The 22,160-nt window shown below is 66.2% G+C and carries 17 protein-coding genes and 1 riboswitch; of the genes, 11 read left to right on the plus strand and 6 right to left on the minus strand.

The features are described from left to right. Window positions 1–40 precede the first annotated feature (40 nt). From J3A72_RS06410 to ilvC, 3 genes are read right to left on the minus strand one after another with little or no spacing between them, the layout of a single operon-like run. Window positions 41–292 carry an ACT domain-containing protein gene (locus J3A72_RS06410; protein WP_014648335.1) on the minus strand — a complete coding sequence of 84 codons (252 nt, stop codon included), beginning with the start codon at window positions 290–292 and terminating at the stop codon, window positions 41–43. Beyond that, the gene (gene ilvG / locus J3A72_RS06415; protein ID WP_014648334.1) at window positions 276–2,012 is read right to left on the minus strand and encodes an acetolactate synthase 2 catalytic subunit; all 1,737 of its coding nucleotides are present in this window, start codon (window positions 2,010–2,012) and stop codon (window positions 276–278) included. The genes J3A72_RS06410 and ilvG overlap by 17 nt, the downstream gene beginning before the upstream one ends. 39 nt (window positions 2,013–2,051) lie before the next feature. After that, window positions 2,052–3,026 (minus strand): ketol-acid reductoisomerase, encoded by a 975-nt coding sequence (ilvC, locus tag J3A72_RS06420; RefSeq protein ID WP_014648333.1) that lies wholly within the window; start codon window positions 3,024–3,026, stop codon window positions 2,052–2,054. A 688-nt stretch (window positions 3,027–3,714) separates the two neighbouring features. Between ilvC and ggt the strand changes: the two genes are divergently transcribed. Then, on the plus strand, window positions 3,715–5,433 hold the full coding sequence (ggt, locus tag J3A72_RS06425) for a gamma-glutamyltransferase (protein WP_075077194.1): 1,719 nt from the start codon (window positions 3,715–3,717) through the stop codon (window positions 5,431–5,433). 547 nt (window positions 5,434–5,980) lie between these two features. On the opposite strand, the gene J3A72_RS06430 is transcribed toward ggt, so the two are convergent. Then, the gene (locus tag J3A72_RS06430; protein ID WP_209571985.1) at window positions 5,981–7,558 is read right to left on the minus strand and encodes a BCCT family transporter; all 1,578 of its coding nucleotides are present in this window, start codon (window positions 7,556–7,558) and stop codon (window positions 5,981–5,983) included. 265 nt (window positions 7,559–7,823) lie between these two features. Continuing rightward, window positions 7,824–7,925: riboswitch (TPP riboswitch) on the plus strand. An 82-nt stretch (window positions 7,926–8,007) separates the two neighbouring features. Here J3A72_RS06430 and thiC point away from each other — a divergent pair. The 6 genes from thiC (at window position 8,008) to J3A72_RS06460 (ending at window position 17,494) form a co-directional block, all read left to right on the plus strand. Then, the gene (gene thiC / locus J3A72_RS06435; RefSeq protein ID WP_032955989.1) at window positions 8,008–9,852 is read left to right on the plus strand and encodes a phosphomethylpyrimidine synthase ThiC; all 1,845 of its coding nucleotides are present in this window, start codon (window positions 8,008–8,010) and stop codon (window positions 9,850–9,852) included. Between the two features lie 93 nt (window positions 9,853–9,945). Next, window positions 9,946–10,617 carry an ion channel gene (locus J3A72_RS06440; protein ID WP_014648329.1) on the plus strand — a complete coding sequence of 224 codons (672 nt, stop codon included), beginning with the start codon at window positions 9,946–9,948 and terminating at the stop codon, window positions 10,615–10,617. A 259-nt stretch (window positions 10,618–10,876) separates the two neighbouring features. After that, window positions 10,877–13,201: a winged helix-turn-helix domain-containing protein gene (locus J3A72_RS06445; RefSeq protein ID WP_014648328.1), complete on the plus strand. Its 2,325-nt coding sequence runs from the start codon at window positions 10,877–10,879 to the stop codon at window positions 13,199–13,201. 115 nt (window positions 13,202–13,316) lie between these two features. Then, a complete protein-coding gene (locus J3A72_RS06450; protein ID WP_075076027.1) occupies window positions 13,317–14,216 on the plus strand; it encodes a helix-turn-helix transcriptional regulator in 900 nt (299 codons plus the stop codon). Window positions 14,217–14,265: 49 nt separating this feature from the next. Beyond that, on the plus strand, window positions 14,266–17,115 hold the full coding sequence (locus J3A72_RS06455; protein WP_014648326.1) for a TonB-dependent receptor: 2,850 nt from the start codon (window positions 14,266–14,268) through the stop codon (window positions 17,113–17,115). A 169-nt stretch (window positions 17,116–17,284) separates the two neighbouring features. Next, the gene (locus J3A72_RS06460) at window positions 17,285–17,494 is read left to right on the plus strand and encodes a hypothetical protein (protein WP_014648325.1); all 210 of its coding nucleotides are present in this window, start codon (window positions 17,285–17,287) and stop codon (window positions 17,492–17,494) included. Window positions 17,495–17,553: 59 nt separating this feature from the next. Here the strand turns inward: J3A72_RS06460 and J3A72_RS06465 are convergent, their stop codons facing one another. Together J3A72_RS06465 and ppa are read right to left on the minus strand one after the other, a co-directional pair. Further along, window positions 17,554–18,675, minus strand: coding sequence for an HDOD domain-containing protein (locus J3A72_RS06465; RefSeq protein ID WP_014038392.1), 1,122 nt, complete (start codon window positions 18,673–18,675; stop codon window positions 17,554–17,556). Between the two features lie 152 nt (window positions 18,676–18,827). After that, complete coding sequence (gene ppa, locus J3A72_RS06470; protein ID WP_005410935.1) at window positions 18,828–19,364, minus strand: inorganic diphosphatase; 537 nt, start codon at window positions 19,362–19,364, stop codon at window positions 18,828–18,830. A gap of 187 nt (window positions 19,365–19,551) precedes the next feature. Between ppa and J3A72_RS06475 the strand changes: the two genes are divergently transcribed. The 4 genes from J3A72_RS06475 (at window position 19,552) to J3A72_RS06490 (ending at window position 22,142) form a co-directional block, all read left to right on the plus strand. Beyond that, window positions 19,552–20,043 (plus strand): hypothetical protein, encoded by a 492-nt coding sequence (locus J3A72_RS06475; RefSeq protein WP_075076026.1) that lies wholly within the window; start codon window positions 19,552–19,554, stop codon window positions 20,041–20,043. Continuing rightward, a complete protein-coding gene (locus J3A72_RS06480) occupies window positions 20,043–20,516 on the plus strand; it encodes a hypothetical protein (protein ID WP_075076025.1) in 474 nt (157 codons plus the stop codon). The genes J3A72_RS06475 and J3A72_RS06480 overlap by 1 nt, the downstream gene beginning before the upstream one ends. 84 nt (window positions 20,517–20,600) lie before the next feature. Then, a complete protein-coding gene (locus J3A72_RS06485; protein ID WP_014038389.1) occupies window positions 20,601–21,101 on the plus strand; it encodes an RNA polymerase sigma factor in 501 nt (166 codons plus the stop codon). A gap of 105 nt (window positions 21,102–21,206) precedes the next feature. Beyond that, a complete protein-coding gene (locus tag J3A72_RS06490) occupies window positions 21,207–22,142 on the plus strand; it encodes a FecR domain-containing protein (protein WP_049408701.1) in 936 nt (311 codons plus the stop codon). The last annotated feature ends 18 nt before the right edge of the window (window positions 22,143–22,160 follow it).

Below are 22,160 nucleotides of genomic sequence, written 5' to 3' on the forward strand. Positions count from 1 at the left end.
CGCCTCCGTACCGGCACCGTGGTCACTACGGTACGGGTGTTCATACGGATGCTCCTTCCACGGCAGTGACCTGCACGGACACGCAGTCGTAGATCTTCTCGATCTGCCGGCACAGCGTTTCCGCCGGGCGCTGGCCATCCACCACCAGCTGCAGGTGCCAGCGGCCATCGTCGTCGGCCACCGGCGCACCGCTGATCGCGCGCGGTGCGAAGCCGCGGCGTTCGGCCATGCCGATCACGCGCAGCAGCGCGCCTTCGGCCGGGTGCAGCACCAGGTCAAGCCGGTATTGCATTGGGGGTCTCCTGGCGGGCATGGGCGGGGTTGCTTTCCAGCATCGTGCTGTTGGCGGTGTTCGGCGGCACCAGTGGCCACACGTTGGCACGTGCATCGATGGCCACGTGCAGCAGGGCCGGGCCCGGTTCGGCCAGCAGCGCGGCCAGGCCGCCTTCCACGTCGTCGCGGTTGTCGATGCGGGTGGCGGCGATGCCGAACACCTGTGCCAGCGCCACGAAGTCCGGGTTGTCGGACAGGTCGATCTCGCTGTAACGCTCGGCGAAGAACAGTTCCTGCCACTGCCGCACCATGCCCAGCGAACTGTTGTCCAGCAGCACGATCTTCACCGGCAGGCGGCAACGCGCGATGGTCGCCAGCTCCTGCACGTTCATCATGAAGCTGCCGTCGCCGGACACCAGCACCACGGTGCGCTCCGGGCATGCGAACTGCGCACCCATCGCCGCCGGCAGGCCGAAGCCCATGGTGCCCAGCGCGCCACTGGTCAGGTGGTTGCGCGGGTGGTTGAAGCGGCAGTGCTGCGCCACCCACATCTGGTGCTGGCCGACATCGCAGGCGATCACCGCATCGGCCGGGGCCAGCTCGCTCAGGCGCTTCAGCAGCGCCGGGGCGTAGATGTGCTGGCCCGGTGCGTCGTAGCGTGCAGAGAAGCGGTCGCGGTGCTGCGCGCAACGCCTGCGCCACGCGTCCTGGTGGGCCTTGGGGGAGGGGAAGGCCGCACGCAGGGCACGGATGGCATGGCCGACGTTGCCAGGCACGGCGACATCGGCGCTGCGCAGCTTGGAGATCTCGTAGGCGTCGGCATCGATATGGACGACGCGGGCGAACGGTGCGAACTCGGCCAGCTTGCCGGTGGCGCGGTCGTCGAAGCGTGCACCCAGCACCAGCAGCAGGTCGCTTTCCTGCACCGCCATGTTGGCCGCGCGGGTACCGTGCATGCCCAGCATGCCCAGTGACTGCGGATGGCTGGCCGGCAGCGCGCCCAGGCCACGCAGGGTCATCACGGTGGGGATGGCGCTGGCTTCGACGAAGTCGCGCAGGTCCTGCACCGCATCGCCCAGCGCGATGCCGCCACCGGCGTAGACCACCGGCTTCTCGGCGGCCGCCAGTGCGGCGATGGCTTCGGCGATGGCCGCTTCGGCCGGCGCAGGTGGCGGCTCGACGCTGCTCGGCACGTGCGCCGGCAGGTGGCTGGCATCGGCCAGCTGCACGTCCTTGGGCAGGTCGATCAGCACCGGGCCGGGCCGGCCCTCGCGGGCGACGCGGAAGGCATCGGCGACCACGCGCGGCAGGTCGTCGACGCTGCGCACCAGCCAGCTGTGCTTGACGATCGGCATGGTCAGGCCGAACACATCCAGTTCCTGGAAAGCGTCAGTACCCAGCAGCGGCGTGGCGACCTGGCCGGTGATGCAGACCATCGGCACCGAATCCAGCATCGCATCGGCAATGCCGGTGACCAGGTTGGAGGCGCCCGGGCCGGAGGTGGCCACGCAGACGCCGACCTGGCCGCTGGCGCGGGCGAATCCATTCGCCGCCAGTGCGGCACCCTGCTCGTGGCGCACCAGGATGTGCTTCAGCGACGAATCCACCAGCGCGTCGTAGAACGGCATGATGGTGCCGCCGGGATAGCCGAACAGCGTGCGGATGCCTTCGGCTTCCAGCGCCTGGGTCAGCCAGCGCGCGCCGTTGGGCGGCGCGCTGCGGTGTGTGGAAGAGTTCATGGGGGAACCTTGCAAAGCGGGTGGGGGAGGGCCGCGCGGTTACGCGGCCTGTCCTTGCAACCAGACCATCTTGGCGCGCAGTTCCTTGCCCACCTTCTCGATCGGGTGCTCCAGGTCGGCCTGCTTGAACCGGTTGTAGTTCGGCAGGCCCGCTTCGTACTCGGCCACCCAGTTCTTGGTGAAGGTGCCGTCCTGGATGTCCTTCAGCACTTCCTTCATGCGCGCCTTGGTGCCGGCGTCGATCACCCGCGGGCCGCTGACGTAGTCCCCGTACTGCGCGGTCTCGGAGATGAATTCCAGCATGCGCGAGATACCGCCTTCATAGAACAGGTCGACGATCAGCTTCAGTTCGTGCAGCACTTCGTAGTAGGCGATCTCCGGCTGGTAGCCCGCTTCGACCAGGGTCTCGAAACCGGCCTGCACCAGTGCCGAGGCACCGCCGCACAGCACCGCCTGCTCGCCGAACAGGTCGGTCTCGGTCTCTTCCTTGAAGGTGGTCTGGATCAGGTTGGCGCGTGCACCGCCGAGGCCGGCCGCATAGGCCAGTGCGTACTCGGCCGCCTTGCCGCTCTTGTCCTGGTAGACCGCCCAGATGCAGGGCACGCCACGGCCGATCTCGTACTCGCGGCGCACCAGCGCGCCCGGGCCCTTGGGCGCAACCAGCACCACGTCCAGGTCGTCGCGCGGCCTGATCATGTCGAAGTGCACGTTCAGGCCGTGCGCGAACAGCAGCACCGCACCCTGCTTCATGTTCGGCGCCAGCACGTCGTCGTAGAGCTTCTTCTGCACCATGTCCGGGGTCAGCACGGCGACCAGGTCCGCATCCTTCACCGCGTCGGCCGGTGCTTTCACGGTGAAGCCGTCGGCCTGTGCCTTGACTTCGGTCGGGCCGCCCGGACGCAGGCCTACCACCACGTCGAAGCCGGATTCGCGCAGGTTCAGTGCGTGGGCGCGGCCCTGGCTGCCGTAGCCGATGACGGCGATCTTGGTCTGGGGCAGGTCGTTGGTGCTCATGGGGGAGGTTCCTTGCGGTGGGAAGAAAAAAAGAACGGCCGGTCGTCGAGGTGACGTACCGGCCGGTCAGGGGAAAGCGGTGGAGGAGGCACCATGCGCCGCGCAGGCACAGCCACCACGAGGCGTGGCGGCGGTGTGGGTCCGGGTTTTGCGTTGGGCGTTGTGCATGGTGGTTGCGTCTGAAACCAGGTTCTGAAATGAAAAAACCCGCACCGGGGCGGGTGCGGGTTTTTGAAGAGTTCCGGTGTATTCGTTGCTTACACGCTGGCTCGTCCCGCACCTGTTGGTTGGGTAATAAGTACGAGCACAAGAATCGAACGCAGCGAGGCGGCGCCGATGTCGGCGGCTTCGTTGTGGGTTCGCGGTGGCGTGTTGTGATGCAACATGTGATCGAGAGAAACACAGCCGTTTTGGCGATGTCAACCCTCGCGACGGAATTCTTGTTGGTTTCCGTTGCATCCGGCGCAATCGCCTGTGGCACAAGGATGGTTGCCGCTGAAAGTGTTTCGGTGAACCGGAATTCACTCCTTTCAGGGCGGTTTTTGCGCGGAATCCGGCGGATCCTCGCCTTGCTGGGTGCGGACCTTGCACACCCACCCCAGGATCAACGTCCATGACCTCTGCCCGATACCCCAGGATGGCCGCAGCGGCGAAGATCGGGGGACCACCCTTCCATCGGAACCCGACCGTGTCCCGACGCCTTGCCCGTTCCCTGCTGGCCGCCGCTGTACTGGCCGCTGTGCCCGCACTGTCTTCGGCCGCCGACCGCATCACCGGCCACACCTTTGCCACCCGTTCGGAGGTGATCGCCCCGCATGCGATGGCCGCTACCTCGCAGCCGCTGGCCACCCAGATTGCACTGGACGTGATGAAAGGGGGAGGCTCGGCGGTGGACGCGGCGATCGCCGCCAACGCCGCGCTTGGCCTGATGGAGCCGACCGGCAACGGCATCGGTGGCGACCTGTTCGCCATCGTCTGGGACCCGAAGACGCAGAAGCTCTACGGCTACAACGGTTCGGGGCGCTCGCCGAAGTCGCTGACCCTGGCCGAGTTCCAGCGACGTGGCCTGAAGGACATCCCGGCTACCGGCCCGCTGCCGGTCTCCGTGCCCGGCGCGGTCGACGGCTGGTTCGCGCTGCACGACCGCTTCGGCCGCAAGCCAATGGCCGACAACCTGGCGCCGGCCATCCGCTACGCGCGCGAGGGCCATCCCGTCGCCGAGGTGATCGCCTACTACTGGGACCGCTCGGTGCCCAAGCTGTCGCAGTACCAGGGCTTCAAGGAGCAGTTCACGATCAACGGCCACGCCCCGCGCAAGGGCGAGATGTGGAAGAACCCGAACCTGGCCAGCACCCTGCAGCAGATTGCCGACGGCGGACGCGATGCCTTCTACAAGGGCGCCATTGCCCACACCATCGGCGATTACTTCAAGGCCAATGGTGGCTACCTGAGCTACCAGGACATGGCCGACCACCAGGGTGAGTGGGTCGAACCGGTCAGCAGCAACTACCGTGGCTACGACGTGTGGGAGCTGCCGCCGAACAGCCAGGGCATCGCCGCGCTGCAGATCCTCAACGTGCTGGAAGGCTACGATTTCTCGAAGATCCCGTTCGGTTCACCCGAGCACGTGCACCTGTTCGTCGAAGCGAAGAAGCTGGCCTTCGCCGACCGTGCGCGCTTCTATGCCGACATGGCCTTCCAGCCGGCGCCGGTGCAGAAGCTGATCTCCAAGGAATACGCCGCGCAGCGCCGCGCACTGATCTCGATGGACAAGGCGCTGAAGGAAGTGCAGCCGGGCACGCCGAAGCAGCTGGAAGAAGGCGACACGATCTACATGACCGTGGCCGACGCCGACGGCATGATGGTGTCGTTGATCCAGTCCAACTACCGCGGCATGGGCAGCGGCATGGCGCCGCCGGGACTGGGCTTCATCCTGCAGGATCGTGGCGAGATGTTCGTGCTGCAGAAGAACCATCCCAACGGCTATGCACCGGGCAAGCGGCCGTTCCAGACGATCATCCCGGCGTTCATCACCAAGGGCGGCAAGCCGTACGCCAGCTTCGGCGTGATGGGCGGCGCGATGCAGCCGCAGGGCCACGCGCAGATTGTGATGAACCTGGTGGATTTCGGCATGAACCTGCAGGAAGCCGGTGACGCACCGCGCATCCAGCACGAGGGCTCGACCGAACCGACCGGGCAGGCCACGGCGATGACCGACGGTGGTGAAGTGAATCTGGAAACCGGCTTCCCGTACGAGACGGTGCGTGCGCTGATGCGCAAGGGGCATCGCATCGTGTTCGCCGATGGGCCTTATGGCGGGTACCAGGCGATCATGCGCGACCCCGAGAGCGGGGTTTATTACGGAGCTTCGGAGAGTCGCAAGGACGGGCAGGCGGCGGGGTATTGAGGGTTCCCGGCCACCGGGCTGAGCCCCCTCTGCGGTGGGTTCAGAAGCGGAATAGCTTGTTGGGCCGGGTGGGTAGGCTGTTCGGGGGACGCCGCAAGTACGTCCTTGTAGGCTTGGCAGCCGCATCCATGCGGCTGACACCCCCGCCCAGCCCACCCACCCGGCCTCTGACAGTTTTCTGCGGCCGCCACCGCAGGAAGAAAAAAGAAGATCAAAAGCAACAGCAACAGCAACAGCCGCGTGCTGATGGTTGGGGTCGGATCCGTTTTCCGCAGGAAAACGGATCCGACCCCTTCTTGTTTTCCCGATACACCTCATCCACGCATGGCGTGAAGAACCAACCGTCACCGGAAATCTGTCGGGGGTGGGGCGGTGTGGGTGGGCAGGACCGTTGGCGCCATGGATGGCGCCATCGAGCCCCCAAGGAGGGGTTCACGGCGTGTCCTGCCCACCCACACCGCCCCGCCAAACCTTCAGCATCCCAGAGCCGGTTTAGACGTTGCCGTTGCTTGAAAAAAGCAGTGCAGCCGCAGGCTGCAAAACACCCTCAATCCTGATCGTGCGCGCGTGCGGCCTCGGCCTGGGTCTCCTCCTGCGCCGCCATCTCGCGCGCGATCCACGCATCGATCATGTGCCGCTGGCGCTGCGCCTGCCGCCGCTCACGCGTGTACTCCTGGTCGAGCACGCGGTACAGCGACACCATCACCAGCACCATCAGCAGCGCGAATGGCAACGCCGCAATCGTGATCATGCCCTGCAGCGCATCCAGGCCACCGGCCAGCAGCAAGGCCGCTGCGATCAACGCCACCGCAATGCCCCAGGCCAGCTTGCGCTTCAACGGAGGATCGCCTGCTTCGTCAGTGGACATGCTGGCCAGCACCAGTACCGCCGAGTCGGCCGAGGTCACGAAGAAGATCATCAGCAGTACCAGTGCGATGCACGACAGCAGCAGCGGCAGCGGCATGCTGTCGAACAGCGTGAACAGCACGGTCTCGTAGCCATTGCCCAGCGCCTGCACCAGGTCGGCATGGCCGAAGATCTGTGCCCACAGCGCGGTGCCGCCGAATACCGCGAACCAGAAGAAGCCCAGCAGCGTCGGCGCGAGCACTACGCCGATCACGAACTCGCGCACGCTGCGGCCGCGCGAGATGCGTGCGATGAACGACCCCACGAACGGTGCCCACGAGATCCACCAGGCCCAGTAGAAGATTGTCCAGTCCGCCACCCAGGTGCTGCCGGAGAACGGTGACATGCGCAGGCTCATCGTCACCAGCTGGTTGAGGTAGGAGCCCAGCGTGGTGGTGAAGGTATCGAAGATGAAGCCGGTCGGCCCCAGCACCAGCAGGATGGCGGCCAGCAGGGCAGCCAACGCCAGGTTGAAATTGGACAGCCACTTCACACCTCGCTCCACGCCACTGGCGGTGGAGGCCATGTACAGCACGAAGGCGACGGCAATGATGGTCATCTGCACTGCGACGGTAGCCTGCACGCCGAACACGCGCTCGATGCCGGCGGCGATCTGGATGGTGCCGAAGCCCAGCGTAGTCCCGACACCGATCGCGGTGGCGACCACTGCAGCGATGTTGACCGCCCTACCGATCCAGCCGCGATGGTGGCGGCCGATGATCGGCTGCAGCATGTCGCTGACCAGGCCGCGGCCGTTGCGGTTGAACTGGAACCAGGCCATTGCCAGCCCGATCAGCGCATAGATGGCCCACGGATGCAGGCCCCAGTGGAAGAATGCATAGCGCATCGAGGCGCGTGCCGCATCCAGGCTCTGCGGAGCAAGCCCTTCCGGTGGCTTGCTGAAGTGCGAAATGGGCTCGGCGGCGCCCCAGAACACCAGGCCGATGCCCATGCCGGCGGCGAACAGCATCGACATCCAGCTGGCTCGCGAGAACTCGGGCTCGGCGTCTTCGCCACCGATGCGCAGGTTGCCGAAGCGACCGAAAGCCAGGTACATCAGGAACACCAGGGCCAGGAATACCACCAGCAGGTACAGCCAGCCGACGCTGCGGATGACTTCTGCCAGCATCGACTGCACCACGGCATTGAAGGGGCCTGGTGCAATACCGGCAAGCAGCACCAGCAGGAGAACCAGTGCGATGGAAACGCGAAACACCATGAAGGAGCTTCTCCGATCAAGGGATTGAGGGGAGCGAGCAGAGCTTGCAGCGAAGGACCGGCGGCATGCAGCGCGAACCGGGCAGGGGCCGCGTCGGCGGCGAAGGACGCATCGGTCGCTGGAGGGCGACGGACGTGCACGTTACTGAACGCGACGTCATGGTTCTGTTAACGAACAACGATCCGGATCAGATCCGCTTTCCACAGGAAAGCGGATCTGACCGCGGGGGCAACTCCCGGAGCGGGCGGTCTATGCTCTAATGCACGCCAAGAAGCGGGGGTACCGCGGCCATGTGGCCACGGTTGAGACAGTCCCTTGGAACCTGATCCGGCTCATACCGGCGTAGGGAAGCTTTGCAGTGCAGCCGTGCCCGGACACCGCCCAAGGACCGTCCGTGCGCGGTCGCAGTGCGCCGCCGCTTCGTCCCTGACCTTCCTGGACGATGCCCGATGAACGCACAGCTCTCCGCCCTGCAGCAACAGGCCCAGCAACTCTCCGAATCCGTGACCCGGCCCATTCCCGGCTCGCGCAAGATCCACGTACCCGGTTCGCGTCCGGATCTGCAGGTGCCGATGCGCGAGATCGCGTTGACCCGCACGCCGACGCTGTTCGGCGGCGAGGAGAATGCACCGGTCACGGTCTACGATACGTCGGGCCCGTACACCGATCCGGACGCGCGTATCGATCTGTCCGCGGGCCTGCCGGCGCTGCGTCGTGGCTGGGTGGAGGAGCGCGGCGATACCGAACAGCTCGACGGCCTGAGTTCGTCGTTCGGCCGCGACCGCGAGCACGATCCGAAGCTCGATGCTGTGCGCTTCCCCACACGCAGCCTGCCGCGACGTGCACGTGCAGGCGCGAACGTCACCCAGATGCACTATGCGCGCCGCGGCATCATCACGCCGGAAATGGAATTCGTCGCCATCCGCGAAAACCAGCGGCTGGACGCGATCCGCGATGCCGGCCTGCTGCAGCAGCACCCGGGCGAGGCGTTCGGCGCCTCGATCCAGAAGATCATCACGCCGGAGTTCGTGCGCGATGAAATCGCGCGCGGCCGCGCGGTGCTGCCCAACAACATCAACCATCCGGAAAGCGAGCCGATGATCATCGGCCGCAACTTCCTGACCAAGATCAACGCCAACATCGGCAACAGCGCGGTGTCCTCGGGCATTGCCGAAGAGGTGGAGAAACTGGTGTGGGCGATCCGCTGGGGTGGTGACACCGTGATGGACCTGTCCACCGGCAAGCACATCCACGAAACCCGCGAGTGGATCATCCGCAACTCGCCGGTGGCGATCGGTACCGTGCCGATCTACCAGGCGCTGGAGAAGGTCGACGGCCGCGCCGAAGCGCTCACCTGGGAGATCTTCCGCGACACGCTGATCGAGCAGGCCGAGCAGGGCGTGGACTACTTCACCATCCACGCCGGCGTGCTGCTGCGCTACGTGCCGCTCACCGCCAAGCGCGTGACCGGGATCGTCAGCCGTGGTGGTTCGATCATGGCCAAGTGGTGCCTGGCGCACCACAGGGAGAATTTCCTCTACACGCACTTCGAAGACATCTGCGAGATCATGAAGGCCTATGACGTGACCTTCTCGCTGGGTGACGGCCTGCGCCCGGGCTGCATCGCCGATGCCAACGACGCGGCGCAGTTCGGTGAGCTGGAGACGCTGGGTGAGCTCACCAAGATCGCCTGGAAGCATGATGTGCAGACCATGATCGAAGGCCCCGGCCACGTGCCGATGCAGCTGATCAAGGAGAACATGGACAAGCAGCTGCGTGAATGCGGCGAAGCGCCGTTCTACACGCTGGGGCCGCTGACCACCGACATCGCGCCGGGCTACGACCACATCACCAGCGCGATCGGTGCGGCGATGATCGGTTGGTTCGGCACGGCGATGCTCTGCTACGTGACGCCGAAGGAACACCTCGGCCTGCCCAATCGCCAGGACGTGCGTGACGGCATCATGGCCTACCGCATCGCCGCGCATGCGGCCGACCTGGCCAAGGGCCATCCGGGCGCGCAGGTACGCGACAACGCACTGAGCAAGGCGCGCTTCGAGTTCCGCTGGGAAGACCAGTTCCACCTTGGCCTGGATCCGGAGAAGGCCAGGGAGTTCCATGACGAAACGCTGCCGAAGGATGCGCACAAGCTGTCGCACTTCTGCTCGATGTGCGGCCCGCACTTCTGTTCGATGAAGATCACCCAGGATGTGCGTGACTACGCCGAGGCCGGCATGAAGGAGAAGTCGGAGGAGTTCCGCGCCGCGGGTGCCGAGGTCTACCACCAGGGGTGATGCGCAGACGGTGGTGCCGGCCCGCGGCCGGCACTACCGCTCATCACGCCGCTCCCGGCTATCCTCCGCCCATCATCCCGGGGAAAGGACACCATGCCTGTTGCCATGACCACCCGTTGGCTGGCCATTGCCCGCCGGCATCCTTCGGCCTGGTTGCTGGGCGCGCAGCTGCTGGCGGTGCTGCTGTATCCCGCGCTGGATGACACCGCCGCCGGCCGCGCGGCACTGGGCATGTTCGGCATGGCGGTACTCGGCCTGGCGCTGTGGGTGGTCCAGCGCAGCCCGCTGGGCACCTGGCTGGCGCTGTTGCTGGCCATTCCCTCGGTGGTGTTCTCGTTGGCAGGCGCATTGCTCGAGCGCACCGCATTGCTGACCACCGCGCAGGTGCTGGAGAGCCTGCTGTACTTCTACACGGCTGGCGCCCTGATTGCCTACATGCTCCAGGATCACAAGGTCACCCGCGACGAACTGTTCGCAGCTGGCGCAACCTTCACCCTGCTGGCGTGGGCGTTCGCCTTCGCGTTCGCGGTGTGCCAGCAGTGGTATCCGGGCAGTTTCCAGGGCACCGGCGGGCAGGCGCAGCGCAGTTGGATGGAGCTGCTTTATCTCAGCTTCAGCTTGCTGTCTGGAGTCGGCTTGAGTGACGTCGTGCCGCTTCATCCACAGGCACGAGCACTGGTCATGCTGGAGCAGTTTTCCGGCGTGATGTACGTGGCTTTGGTGGTTTCGCGGCTGGTCGGATTGACCATGCTGCGGCGCATGTGAAAATGAACGCCAGATAAAAATTTCGCGCCCAAGAGGGCGCGAATGATGTCGCGAATTATGTGAATGCGTCGGCGAGAGAGAGCCTGATGTCGACCACGCGATAGGCGAGGTAACTTGCATAGGCTAGTATTCGCGCGCTCGATTGTTTTTGCGGTATGCGCCGATGCTTTGTGCGGAGTCTGGCTTTTCGCTGTTCCCAGGACGGGACCGTAACGAAGGCAAACACTGCCCGGGACCTGTCTCTACTGTGTAGCAGAAAATGAACAGCAGTGAAATACAGCCACCCGTGTCCGATCGGATACGGATAGGAGAGTGCATCGTCACTCTGTCCTCGCGCGAAGTCGAGGTCGTCGGTGCGCGTCGTCCGCGCCGGCTGACGCCGAAGGCGCTGGGCGTGCTGCGCGTGCTGCTGCGGCAGCCGGGCCGTGTGGTCACCCGCGACGAGTTGTTCGCCGAGGTGTGGCCGGACACGCTGCCGACCAACGATGTGCTGACCCAGGCCGTTACCCAGCTGCGCAAGGCGTTCAGCAACGACGACGACAGCGGCCAGGCCTACATCGAGACCATTGCCAAGACCGGCTATCGGCTTCTGGTACCGGTACAGGCGCTGGACGATGCGGAGCCGTCGGCTGCGGGCTTGCCTGACGACGAAGGTGTGGACGTGCAGCCCGCACTCGCCGCCGCTGCGGTGCTGCCCGCGCGCGCGCAGGAATCGCGCCGCCGCTGGCGCCATGTCCGCCGCCGCGTGCTGCTGGCGCTGGGCGTGTTGATGCTGGCCACGCTGCTGGTGATGACCACGCTGCTGCTGCGCCGCGCACCGGCCAGCAGTTCGCCGGTGGAGGCCGCCGTGGAGAACGGCACGCGGGTGATCGGCAGCCCCCAGCGTCCCTATCGGTTGATCACCGCAACCAGCGGCTTTGAAACCTATCCCACGCTGTCACCGGATGGTTCGCTGGTGGCCTATGAAGGCGCCAACGAAGATGGCAATGGCGGTGGTGCGATCAAGGTACAGACCTCCGGCAACGCGCCGGCGCGCCAGTTGCTGGCGCCGCCGGCCGGTGCCGTCGATCGATTCCCGAACTGGTCGCCGGATGGTCGCGAAATTGCCTTCGCACGGTTCTCCGCCGACGGTGGCTGCCAGGTGCTGATCGCCAGCGCAACCGGTGGCGCCCTGCGCCAGGCCACGCGCTGCGATGGCACCGAGCTGCTCAGCTTCGACTGGACGCCCGATGGTCGCGGCCTGGTGTTCGGCAGCATGGTCGGGCGCTACGCGCACCGTGGCATCCGCGTGCTGGACCTGGCCAGTGGTCAGTGGCGCGCGCTGGCGTACAGCGTCGACCAGGACGACTTCGACTACGCACCGCGTTACTCGCCCGACGGGCAATGGCTGGTGTTCGTGCGCAATCCGCAGCTGGGCGATCTGTGGCGGGTGCCGGCCGCGGGCGGTACGCCCGAGCAGTTGACCAACGAGGCGGCAGAGCTGCGCGGATGGGCCTGGCTGGACGATGGCCGCACCATCGTGTTCGGTCGCCGCGTGGACAGCGAGGCGCGGCTCTATTATCTGGACGTCGAGCGGCACACGCTGCGCGATGCCGGCCTGGATGATGCGCAGTGGCCCGCCGTGTCGCGACGTGGCGGGATGCTGGCCTTCGTCCACCGGCGCGCGCAGTTCGGCGTGTTCAAGGTGCCGGTGCAGGGCAGCGGCGCGCCCGAACGCCTGTTTGCATCCAGTGGCCGCGATGGGCAGCCGATGGCAGCGCCCGATGGCCGCCAGCTGGTCTTCACCTCGGATCGCTCCGGCAGCTTCGCCCTGTGGTGGGCGGACATGCAGCGGCCGGATTCGCTGCGCCCCATTGAAGGGCTGCGGCCGGAAGCGCGGCAGGCACCGGACTGGTCGGCCGACAGCCGCCAGCTGCTCGTGGTCGGCCGCGACGCGCATGGGCGCACGGTGGTCTACGAGATCGCGCCACGCGATGAACGCCTGCAACCTTTGCCGGTCCCGGCCGAACAGCCGCTGCAGGCCCTGTATGGCGCGTCGCCGGAGCAGTTGTTTGTGGTCGAGCGCGATGCCGACCAGCGCACCCGGTTGAGTCTGTTCGACCGCAGCACCCAGCCCTGGCGCCGGTTGGCCAGCATCGAAGGGGTGTCGCAGGCGCGCTTCGACCGCAGCAGTGGCCGCGTGTTGTTCACCCGCCTGGCCGCAGGTGGCCTGTGGTCGGCCGACGCCGCGTTGTCGTCGGGCAGCGTGCAGCAGATCAGCGATGACCGGCCCAGCCGCTGGCGATACCGGGCCTGGACCGTGGCCGGCAACACTGGCGTCGGTTACCTCGGCACTTCGAGCACGTGTGGCACCACCTTCGTGCGCATCCTGCCCGGCCGCGCGGAGCCGGAACGCTGCCTGGATGCGGAGCGGCTCAGCGCCGGCAACGGACTCAGCGCCAGCGCTGACGGGCGTGACCTGTTCGTGGCGATGGCGGTCAGCGATGGTGCCGACATCGGTGTGATGCGGTTGCCCGAACGCCCCCCCGCGCTGTTCCCGGCGTTCTCCAAGTTGTTGTTTTTCAGTGGAAATGGGCCTTCGTAATTTCTTCGTCTGGATCTCGTCGCGAATTCGTGGCGATCTCGTCGGGCTTTCCTGACGCGGTGCCGCCTGATTAGGCAAAACGGAGTCCTGTACTAGGCAAATCCGTGGTGCCCCCATGCGTCAACTCTCGCTGGCCGATCGCGGCCAAACCGTCTCCCTGGACCGGTCGCTCGACGATGTCACGCCGACCTGCCTGGGCGTGGCCCGGCTGGGCAGCCTGCAGACCGCCGGCTCCAGCTTCACTGTCTGGATGCAGGTGCGTGGCAGTTCGTGGGTGGAGGCCAAGGAAGGGCGATTCCGCCTGCGCCAGGGCGAGTGGATCGCCTTCGAGAAGGAATCGCGGCCGTTGGTGCAGGCCGGTCGCAACGGGTTGTGCGTTGGCCTGAACCTGAACGTTGAAGCGCTTCGCGTGCTGACCGAGATGGCCGACTGTGGCCTGTATGCCGGTCGTGGCCGCATGAACCGCAGTGACGCCCGCGTTGCGCTGCGCTTGTGGCGCGATGCGCTGGCCAGCGGCCAGCCGGCCCAGGCCTTGCGTCCGCTGCTGCTGCACCTTGCTGGACTGCAGCGCGGCCTGGCCGACAACGTGCAGCGCTGCCCGGGCCGCTCGCGCAGCCGCAAGCGCCAGGTGTTCGGCCGCATGCAGCGTGCGCGCCTCTATCTGGAAGGCAACAGCCACCGGGTGGTGCGCATCGGCGAACTGGCCGAACTGACCAACTTCTCCAGCTGGTACCTCTCCAAGACCTTCCAGAGCCTGTACGAGGAAAGCCCGCAGTCGCTTTCGGCACGACTGCGCCTCGAACGCGCCGCCGACCTGCTGCGCGACACCGACATGATGGTGGGCGAGGTCGCCGCCGCCAGCGGCTTCGACAACTGCTGCAGCTTCGCGCGTGCGTTCCGCGCCCGCTACGGCCAGTCCGCGTCGCGCTTCAGGGAGAACGGCGGCTTGCTCCCGCCAAAATCCGCAAAGTCTCCGGTTGGTTCGCGCAAATACAGCGCTGCAACGCAATCGTAACGTGCTGGGGTGTTTTAACACGCTGCTAACACGTACCTTGGAGAGATAGATGAACGTTCGTAATCCCGCAGTGCGGTTCGGCTTGCTGCCGGCCGGCATTGCGCTGGCGCTGGCGCCGGCCTTTGCTTCGGCTCAGGAAGCAAAGGGCACCACCGACCTGGACCGCATTTCGGTCACCGGCTCGCGCATCCGCGGCGCCTCGGTGGAGACCCAGCAGCCGATCCTGACGATGACCCGCGAATCCCTGGAAAAGCAGGGCTTCTCGAGCGTCGCCGACGTGCTGAACAACCTGACCTCGGCCGGTTCCCCGGCCATTTCGCGTTCGGAGTCGCTGGCTTCGGGCGAGAACGTGGGCGGCTACTACGTCGACATCCGCAACCTGGGCGCCGAGCGCACCCTGGTGCTGATGAACGGCAAGCGCCTGGGCGCTTCGACCTCGGGTCTGCAGGACCTGAGCCAGATCCCGATGTCGGCCGTTGAGCGCATCGAGATCCTGAAGGACGGCGCCTCGTCGATCTACGGTTCCGACGCCATTGCCGGCGTGGTCAACGTGATCACCCGCAAGAACTTCGACGGCGGCGAAGCCAATGTCTACGTCGGCCAGTACGGCAAGGGCGACGGCGACAGCGAAACCTATTCGATGACCCTCGGTGCCCGCGGTGAGCGCGGCAGCCTGACCCTGTCGGCCGAGTACTCGAAGCAGGATCCGGTGTGGGCCAAGGACCGCTGGTACAGCCGTGACGGCTCGCTGGGTCCGAACTCCACCTCGGCTGATTGGAGCCCGATCAGCCAGAACGGCAGCTGGTGCAACCCGAAGCTGTACGACTGCAGCAAGTCGAGCGCGGTGTGGCAGACCCTGAACCCGGGTGGCAATCCGAAGAACCCGAACGACTACCACGCGATCACCGAAGACGAGTTCGCCAACTCGAACGAGCAGATGACCCTGCTGACCGGTGTGAAGCGCAAGTCGGTCTACATCAACGGCACCTACGACTTCACCGATTCGATCAGCCTGAACACCGACGTGCTCTACAACGAGCGCCAGACGTTCCAGCAGATCGCCGGCTATCCGTACCAGTCCGCTTCCAAGTCGATCAACACCCCGCTGTCGGCAGACAGCGCCTTCAACCCGGTTGGCCAGGACGTCAGCTTCCGCCGCCGCCTGTGGGAAGTGCCGCGTACCACTGACAGCCAGCTGAAGACCCTGCGCTTCGCTCCGACCCTGACCGGCTTCTTCGAGCTGGGTGGCAAGACCTTCGACTGGGATGTCGGCGCGCTGTGGAACCGCAACGAGTCGATCAAGAGCAACCGCGGTGACATGAGCCTGATCGGCGCGCGTCAGGCGCTGGGCCCGTCGTTCATCGATGCCGGTGGCGTTGCCCGCTGCGGCACCGCCGCCAACCCGATCCTGGGCGATTGCCGCCCGTGGAACCCGCTGCTGCCGTACGGCGTTGAGGGTCAGGGCTCGCTGGCGAACCAGGAGCTGCAGGACTTCCTGTTCCCGACCTTCACCACCCGTGGCGTCACCAAGACCACCAGCTTCACCGCCAACCTGTCGGGCGCCATCGTGACCCTGCCGGCCGGCGACCTGGGCTTCGCCCTGGGTGTCGAGCACCGCAAGGAAGAAGGCAGCTACGTGCCGGACGCCTTCGCACAGTCGGGCCAGTCCACCGGCCTGGGCCAGAAGCCGACCCGCGGCCAGTACGATCTGAACGAGGTCTACCTCGAACTGAACGTGCCGCTGCTGGCCGACATGGCCTTCGCCAAGGAACTGACCCTGAACGTTGCCAGCCGTTATTCGGACTACAGCAACTTCGGTGGCACCACCAACAGCAAGTTCGGCCTGACCTGGCGTCCGCTGGATGAACTGCTGGTCCGCGGCACCTACGCCGAGGGCTTCCGCGCTCCGACCATCAGCGACCTGTACGGTGGCCTGAGCTCGAGCTTCGAGTCCTACATCGATCCGTGCGGCGTGAAGGCTCCGGGCAGCGTTGCAGGCAATGCCGCGTGCTCCGGCGCAGGCGTGCCGGCCAACTACGTGCAGCTGGGCCAGGCGGGCAAGGAATGTTCGACCCTGCCGTGCCAGTCGGGTGACCAGTTCATCTCGGGTGCCAATCCGAACCTGAAGCCGGAAACCTCCAAGAGCACCACCTTCGGCCTGGTGTGGAGCCCGCGTTGGGTGCAGGGCCTGGACGTGTCGCTGGATTGGTACAAGTACGAAATCAGCGACATGATCATCGCTGACAGCGTCGACCGCATCCTGCGTGACTGCTACGTGCTGGGTAACGCTTCGCGCTGCTCGAGCGTGACCCGTGCGGCTGACGGCCACGTCAGTGCGATCACCTACGGCACCGCCAACCTCGGCAAGATGGAAACCCAGGGCTACGATCTGGGCATCAAGTACCGCCTGCCGGAACTGGCCATTGGCCAGTTCAGCATCGACTGGCAGACCAGCTACACCGCCAAGTACGACGAGCAGCGCCAGAACAGCGCGGGCGACAACATCATGGTCGGCCGCGTCAGCGAGCCGGGCCTGTTCCGCGTGCGTTCGAACCTGGGCGTCAACTGGCAGTACGGCGATTTCGGTGTGAACTACACCGCGCGCTACTACTCGGGCATGAAGGAAAGCTGCATCTCGCTGGCTGACGGCTGGTGCGATGCTCCGAACCACATGGCCAACGGTGAGACCGATCCGCTGCGTCACACCGGTTCCAACACCTTCCACGACCTGCAGGTCAGCTGGAAGGCGCCGTGGGATGCGACCATCGCCCTGGGCGCGAACAATGTGTTCGACCACAAGGGTGCCCTGCAGTACTCGGCTCCGAACTCGGCGTTCGCCTACTACGGCGGCTTCGACGTGGGTCGCTTCCTGTACATGAAGTACACCCAGCGCTTCTGATTCATCGAAGTGCGGTAGCAACAGAAGGAGGGCGGACCGCAAGGTCCGCCCTTTTTTTTGTAGGGGAATTCCGGAAATTGTTGGAAGGTGAGCGCAGTCACGGTCCCGTCGTGTCGTAATCAACACAGTCAGGAGGTCCACTACCGGACGCTTGCATGTGGAGAGGGATATGAAGAACACGTTGCTGCGGCAGGCATCGGCCGCTGCATTGATCTACGCAACGCTGGTGGGCGCAGTGTTCGCGCAGGGCCTCGGGGTCTGCGGCGGTGGGCTCTACTGTGAGGAGTTCCGCCAGCAGTGCCTGGCCAGTGGCAAGTCACCGGTCATCTGCGAGTCGCAGTACCGTCGCTGCGTGCAGGACGCCTGCGGTACCCGCTGATATGGAAGGGGCGCACCTTGTGGGTGCGCCCTCTGTCATCCGGACATCATGCAACGCGCTCAGGCGTCGCTGGGCACCAGTCCCATCAGCGCATTGGCGTGTTCGCGCCATTGCGGCAGTTTGTTCAGCACGCCTGCGCGCTGCAGGTAGTCCTCGTCCACCGGATCGCCATTGACCAGCGCCAGGGCCACGTGCACCGCACCGGTCACCCAGAAGCTGCGGGTGTTGGCGCGCTGCGGCTGCAGGTGGAAGGCCACCGCTTCGATGATCGGCATCGGCAGGCCCCACAGGCCCAGCAGGTAGGCGCCGGCCTCGGCATGGCCAGGGCGGGTGTCGCCGGCCAGCGAGGGCTCGCTGCGCTCGTTGCGCACACCCGGCAGCAGCAGGCCGATGTCGGCCAGCAGCGCGGCAGTCGCTCCCAGTTCGGCACTGGATTCGGGCAGCAGGCGTGCGGCGAGCCGCGAGGCCAGCAGTGCGCGCTGTTGCAGCGAGTTGCGCTCGGCGGCCGACAGCGTCGGTGCGGAGAACACTTCGCTGGCCAGCACCAGGTCACGCAGCGTGGCCAGGCCCAGCCGGGTCACGGCGGTGCGCAGGTCGGCAATGGTGCGGCCCTGGCTGAAGAAGGCCGAGTTCGACAGTTGCAGCACCTTGGCGGCGATCGCCGGATCGGCGGCGACCAGCTTGGCGACATCGGCACTGTCGGCGTCGTCGTCATGTTCCAGGGCCTGGGTCAGGCTCAGGTACAGGTGCGGCGGCGAGGGCAGTTTCTCGATACGGCCGATGGCATCGCGCAGGCGCGGGCTGTCCAGCACTTCGCGCAGTTCTTCCAGGCTGGTCAGTGCCTCCAGCAGCACTTCCGGCGCCAGCGGCAGCGGTAGGAAGCGGTGGGCGACACCAATGAGGCGCGCCGGCGGCGGCCGGTTGCCATGCTGCGCATCGACCAGCGCGATGCGGATGGTCTCCGGGCGCAAGGTCCGGATCTGCCCCAGCAGCGTGGTGGCATTGAGATCCGGCAATTGCGGGCAGACGATCACCGCGTCCACGCCCTGCGTGGCCACCGCGGTCATCGCGGCCTGGCCATCGGTGGCGGTCAACGGCTGCCAGTCTTCCCCAAGATCGGCAATGAATTCGGTCAGCTCGGCCGGCAGGCTGGCTGCATCCCCAACAAGCAGAATACGCACGACACATTCCCCTGGCTGTCTCGACGATGGATGTCGATGACGTGTGAAGTGACGCAATTTACCTAATACGGCAGCAAGAGTGATGTGCCGTCGTCATGAAACGTGACCCGCATCGCTCCGGCAGGGTACCGCCGGAGCGATCCGGTTCAGGCTCAGGCCTTGCTGTCGAGATGGCGCTGGTGCGCCTCGATCAGGATCTGCTTGGCCTCAGCGGCGCCGCCCCAACCGTCCAGCTTGACCCACTTGCCCTTCTCCAGGTCCTTGTAGTGCTCGAAGAAGTGGCCGATGCGCTCCAGCCAGTGGCTCGAGACCTGGGCGATGTCTTCGACGTGGGCGTAGCCGCTGAAGATCTTCGAGACCGGCACGGCCAGGATCTTCTCGTCGCTGCCCGCCTCGTCGCTCATCTTCAGCACGCCGACCGGACGGCAGCGCACGACCGAGCCCGGCACCAGCGGCAGCGGCAGCACCACCAGCACGTCGGCCGGATCGCCGTCGCCGCACAGCGTGCTCGGCACGTAGCCGTAGTTGCACGGGTAGCGCATCGGGGTGGAGAGGATGCGGTCGACGAAGATCGCGCCGGTTTCCTTGTCCACTTCGTACTTCACCGGCTCCGAGTCCTTCGGGATCTCGATGATGACGTTGATTTCTTCCGGCGGGTTCTTGCCGGGCGAGACGAGTTCCAGACCCATGGTGTGCTCCAGGTGGGGGGATATAGACGGATAGCTCACCATTTTATGCCTTTGCCGGGCGCTGTGCAGCGGGCGGGTCGCCGACCTGCCGACGCGGCAAGGCCTGACGGGGGGCGCCGCCCTTGGCCGATGGGCCAGGAGGGCAGGCCGGCGCAGGCTGGACGCTCATTCCCGAGGAGTTCCGCCGATGTCCTGGTATGCCCGATGCATGGGGGGCGTGCTGTTGCTGGCGTCCCTGCCTGTCTCCGCCCGCGGTCTGCACGTGGACCTGATCGATTACCCCCGGCCCGAGGCCAACTGGGAGCGCGCCTACGGGCTGCAGGCCGCCCTGGCAAGGGAGTTCGACCGGCTCTGTGCCGATACCTGGTGCGAAGGTGAGTACAGCAACTACCGGGTGATGGAGGTCCGCTGCGCGGTGCTGGCCCATCGCGGAACGGTGCAGCGCTGCGCCTGGGTGGTGGTGGCCAGCGAGCTGGCCGTGCAGGCCGATACCGGGGAGGTGCAGGTCGACAATGGCCGCTGGGTCTGTCCGTTGGAGTTGGGGCCAGGGGTACCTGTTGACGCCTTCCATGCTTCACTGGAAGCACCAGATGGCCTGACGGCGAACCTGCCTGGACTTGACCATGGCCTGTTCGACGCGCTGCCGGACTGCCTCCGGAAGACCGGGAGGGTGGGGTGATGCGCGTCTTCCCGGCACGATGGCTGGTCTGCGCGCTGCTGATGGCAGCCAACGCCCAGGCGACCCCTCAATTTGTCGATGCCCGTGACTACCCGAATCCGGCAACCGGGCGCGAGCGCTTCCTGGCGGCCGAACGTCTGTTGGTGCGCGGCTTTGACGATATCTGTGGGGATACCTTCTGCGAAGGGCAGTATTACAACCTGCGGGCGATGCGCTTGCGCTGCTCAGTGCAGCGGGCCACCGGTGTCGTGGCCCGTTGTGTCTGGACGTTCGCCGGGAGCTACACCTGGGTCCAGAAGACCGGGCAGATCGATGTTGACCAGGGACGCTATGCCTGCATGCTGCCACTGGCGGCGGGAACCCGCCTGGACGAGCTGCTGGCAGCGTGGGAGCGCGCCGGGCATGAAGCCCTGCATGCCACCCTGCCCGGAACCAGCACCCACGTTTACGATGGGCTGACTGATTGCCTGTGACCATTTCGACAATGCAAACGTGACTGATTCGCATTTGCGGAGTAGCATGCGCGGCGCCTCCCGTCTGTCGTCCCGGCTCCGCGCATGTCCTCCAATGCTGCCTCCCTCACCGAACTGCTGATCCGCGAGCGGCCAGCGCTGCTGCGCCGGGTGCAACGTATTCTGGGGGGCGACAACGGCGCCGAGGACGTGATCCAGGCGGTGTGGTTCAAGGCCCGTGGGGTCGATGACAGCCAGGCCATCGACAATCCGCGCGCCTATCTGTACCGGCTGGCCGCCAACCTGGCCACCGACCACGGCCGCGAGTCGACCCGGCGCAACCGCCTGTTGGCCGATCACTACCTGTGGGGGCCGGACGAGGTGATCTCCACCGAAGAGCAGGCCATGGCGCAGGACGAGCTGCAGCGGGTACTCGACGCGGCCGGCCATCTGCCGGAGCCGACCCGCACCATCTTCCGGCTCAACCGCCTTCAGGGCCTGACCCAGGCCGAGATCGCACGCCGCCTTGGGGTATCGGTGACCACGGTGGAGAATCACGTACGCACCGCGCTGCAGCGCCTGGCCTGGGCCCGCAGCGGCCGATGATCGCGCCGCCTTGGGGCTGGCCTTCGCGCAAACGTCTTGATCATTGGACCGTGGATGCGGTCCAGTTCCCCCGCCCCGCGCTTGAATGCGCCTGTCCGCCAGCCGATGAGCCCGCCGAACATGCTGCCTGCCGCCAATGACGATGCCCTGGCCGAGCAGGCCCGGGACTGGATCGCGTGGCTGGCCTCGGGCGATATCAGCGACGCGCGCATGCAGGCGTTCGAACACTGGCTGCAACAGCCGGGGCACCGCAGGGCCTTCGAACACGAGCGCGCGCTGTGGCGCAGCGTCGGGCCGCGAGCGCAGCCGGCCCGCGTGGCTGGTCGACGCCCGCGCCGACGGCGTTGGGCCATGGCTGCGGCGGCAATGCTGGCGATGCTGGTGGCATGGCCGGAGGCGTGGCTGCGCCTGCAGTCCGATCACCGCAGCACGCACCAGGTGCAGAACGTGCTGCTGCCTGATGGCAGCCGTGCGGTGCTGGACGCCGACAGTGCGATTGCCGTGCACTTTGATGCGAACGCCCGCCAGGTCGAGCTGTTGCGCGGGCGTGCCTGGTTCGAGGTCAGTCCGGATGCGCAGCGACGTTTCAGCGTGCGCGCCGGCAATGGCGTGGTCGAGGACATCTCGACCGCCTTCACCGTGGCGCGGGGCCACGACCAGGTGGAAACCCAGGTCGGGCAGGGCAGGGTACGGATGGCCAGCCCGGTTGACGGTGGCTGGACCTACCTGCAGCAGGGCCAGCGCGCGGCCTACGGTGAACACAGTGGGGTGAGGCGATTGGGGGACGTTGCGGCCGACAGCGTCGGCGCCTGGCGTCAGGGCGAGCTGCTGTTGGAACAGGCCCGCGTCGCTGACGCGGTGCAATGGGTGGGGCGCTATCGCGCTGGCCCGACCTTCGTGCGTGGTGATCTATCGCAGCTGCCGGCGGTAAGCGCGGCGTTGCGCATCGATCGCCCGGAACAGGCGCTGGATGCGCTGGCCGCGACGGCTGGATTGCAGGTGACCCGGCTGCCGCTCGGCGTCGCCATCGTCCATCGGTAGATCCACGCCATTGCCCCG

The sequence above is a fragment of the Stenotrophomonas sp. PvP093 genome, assembly GCF_017876915.1.
Taxonomy (GTDB): domain Bacteria; phylum Pseudomonadota; class Gammaproteobacteria; order Xanthomonadales; family Xanthomonadaceae; genus Stenotrophomonas; species Stenotrophomonas muris.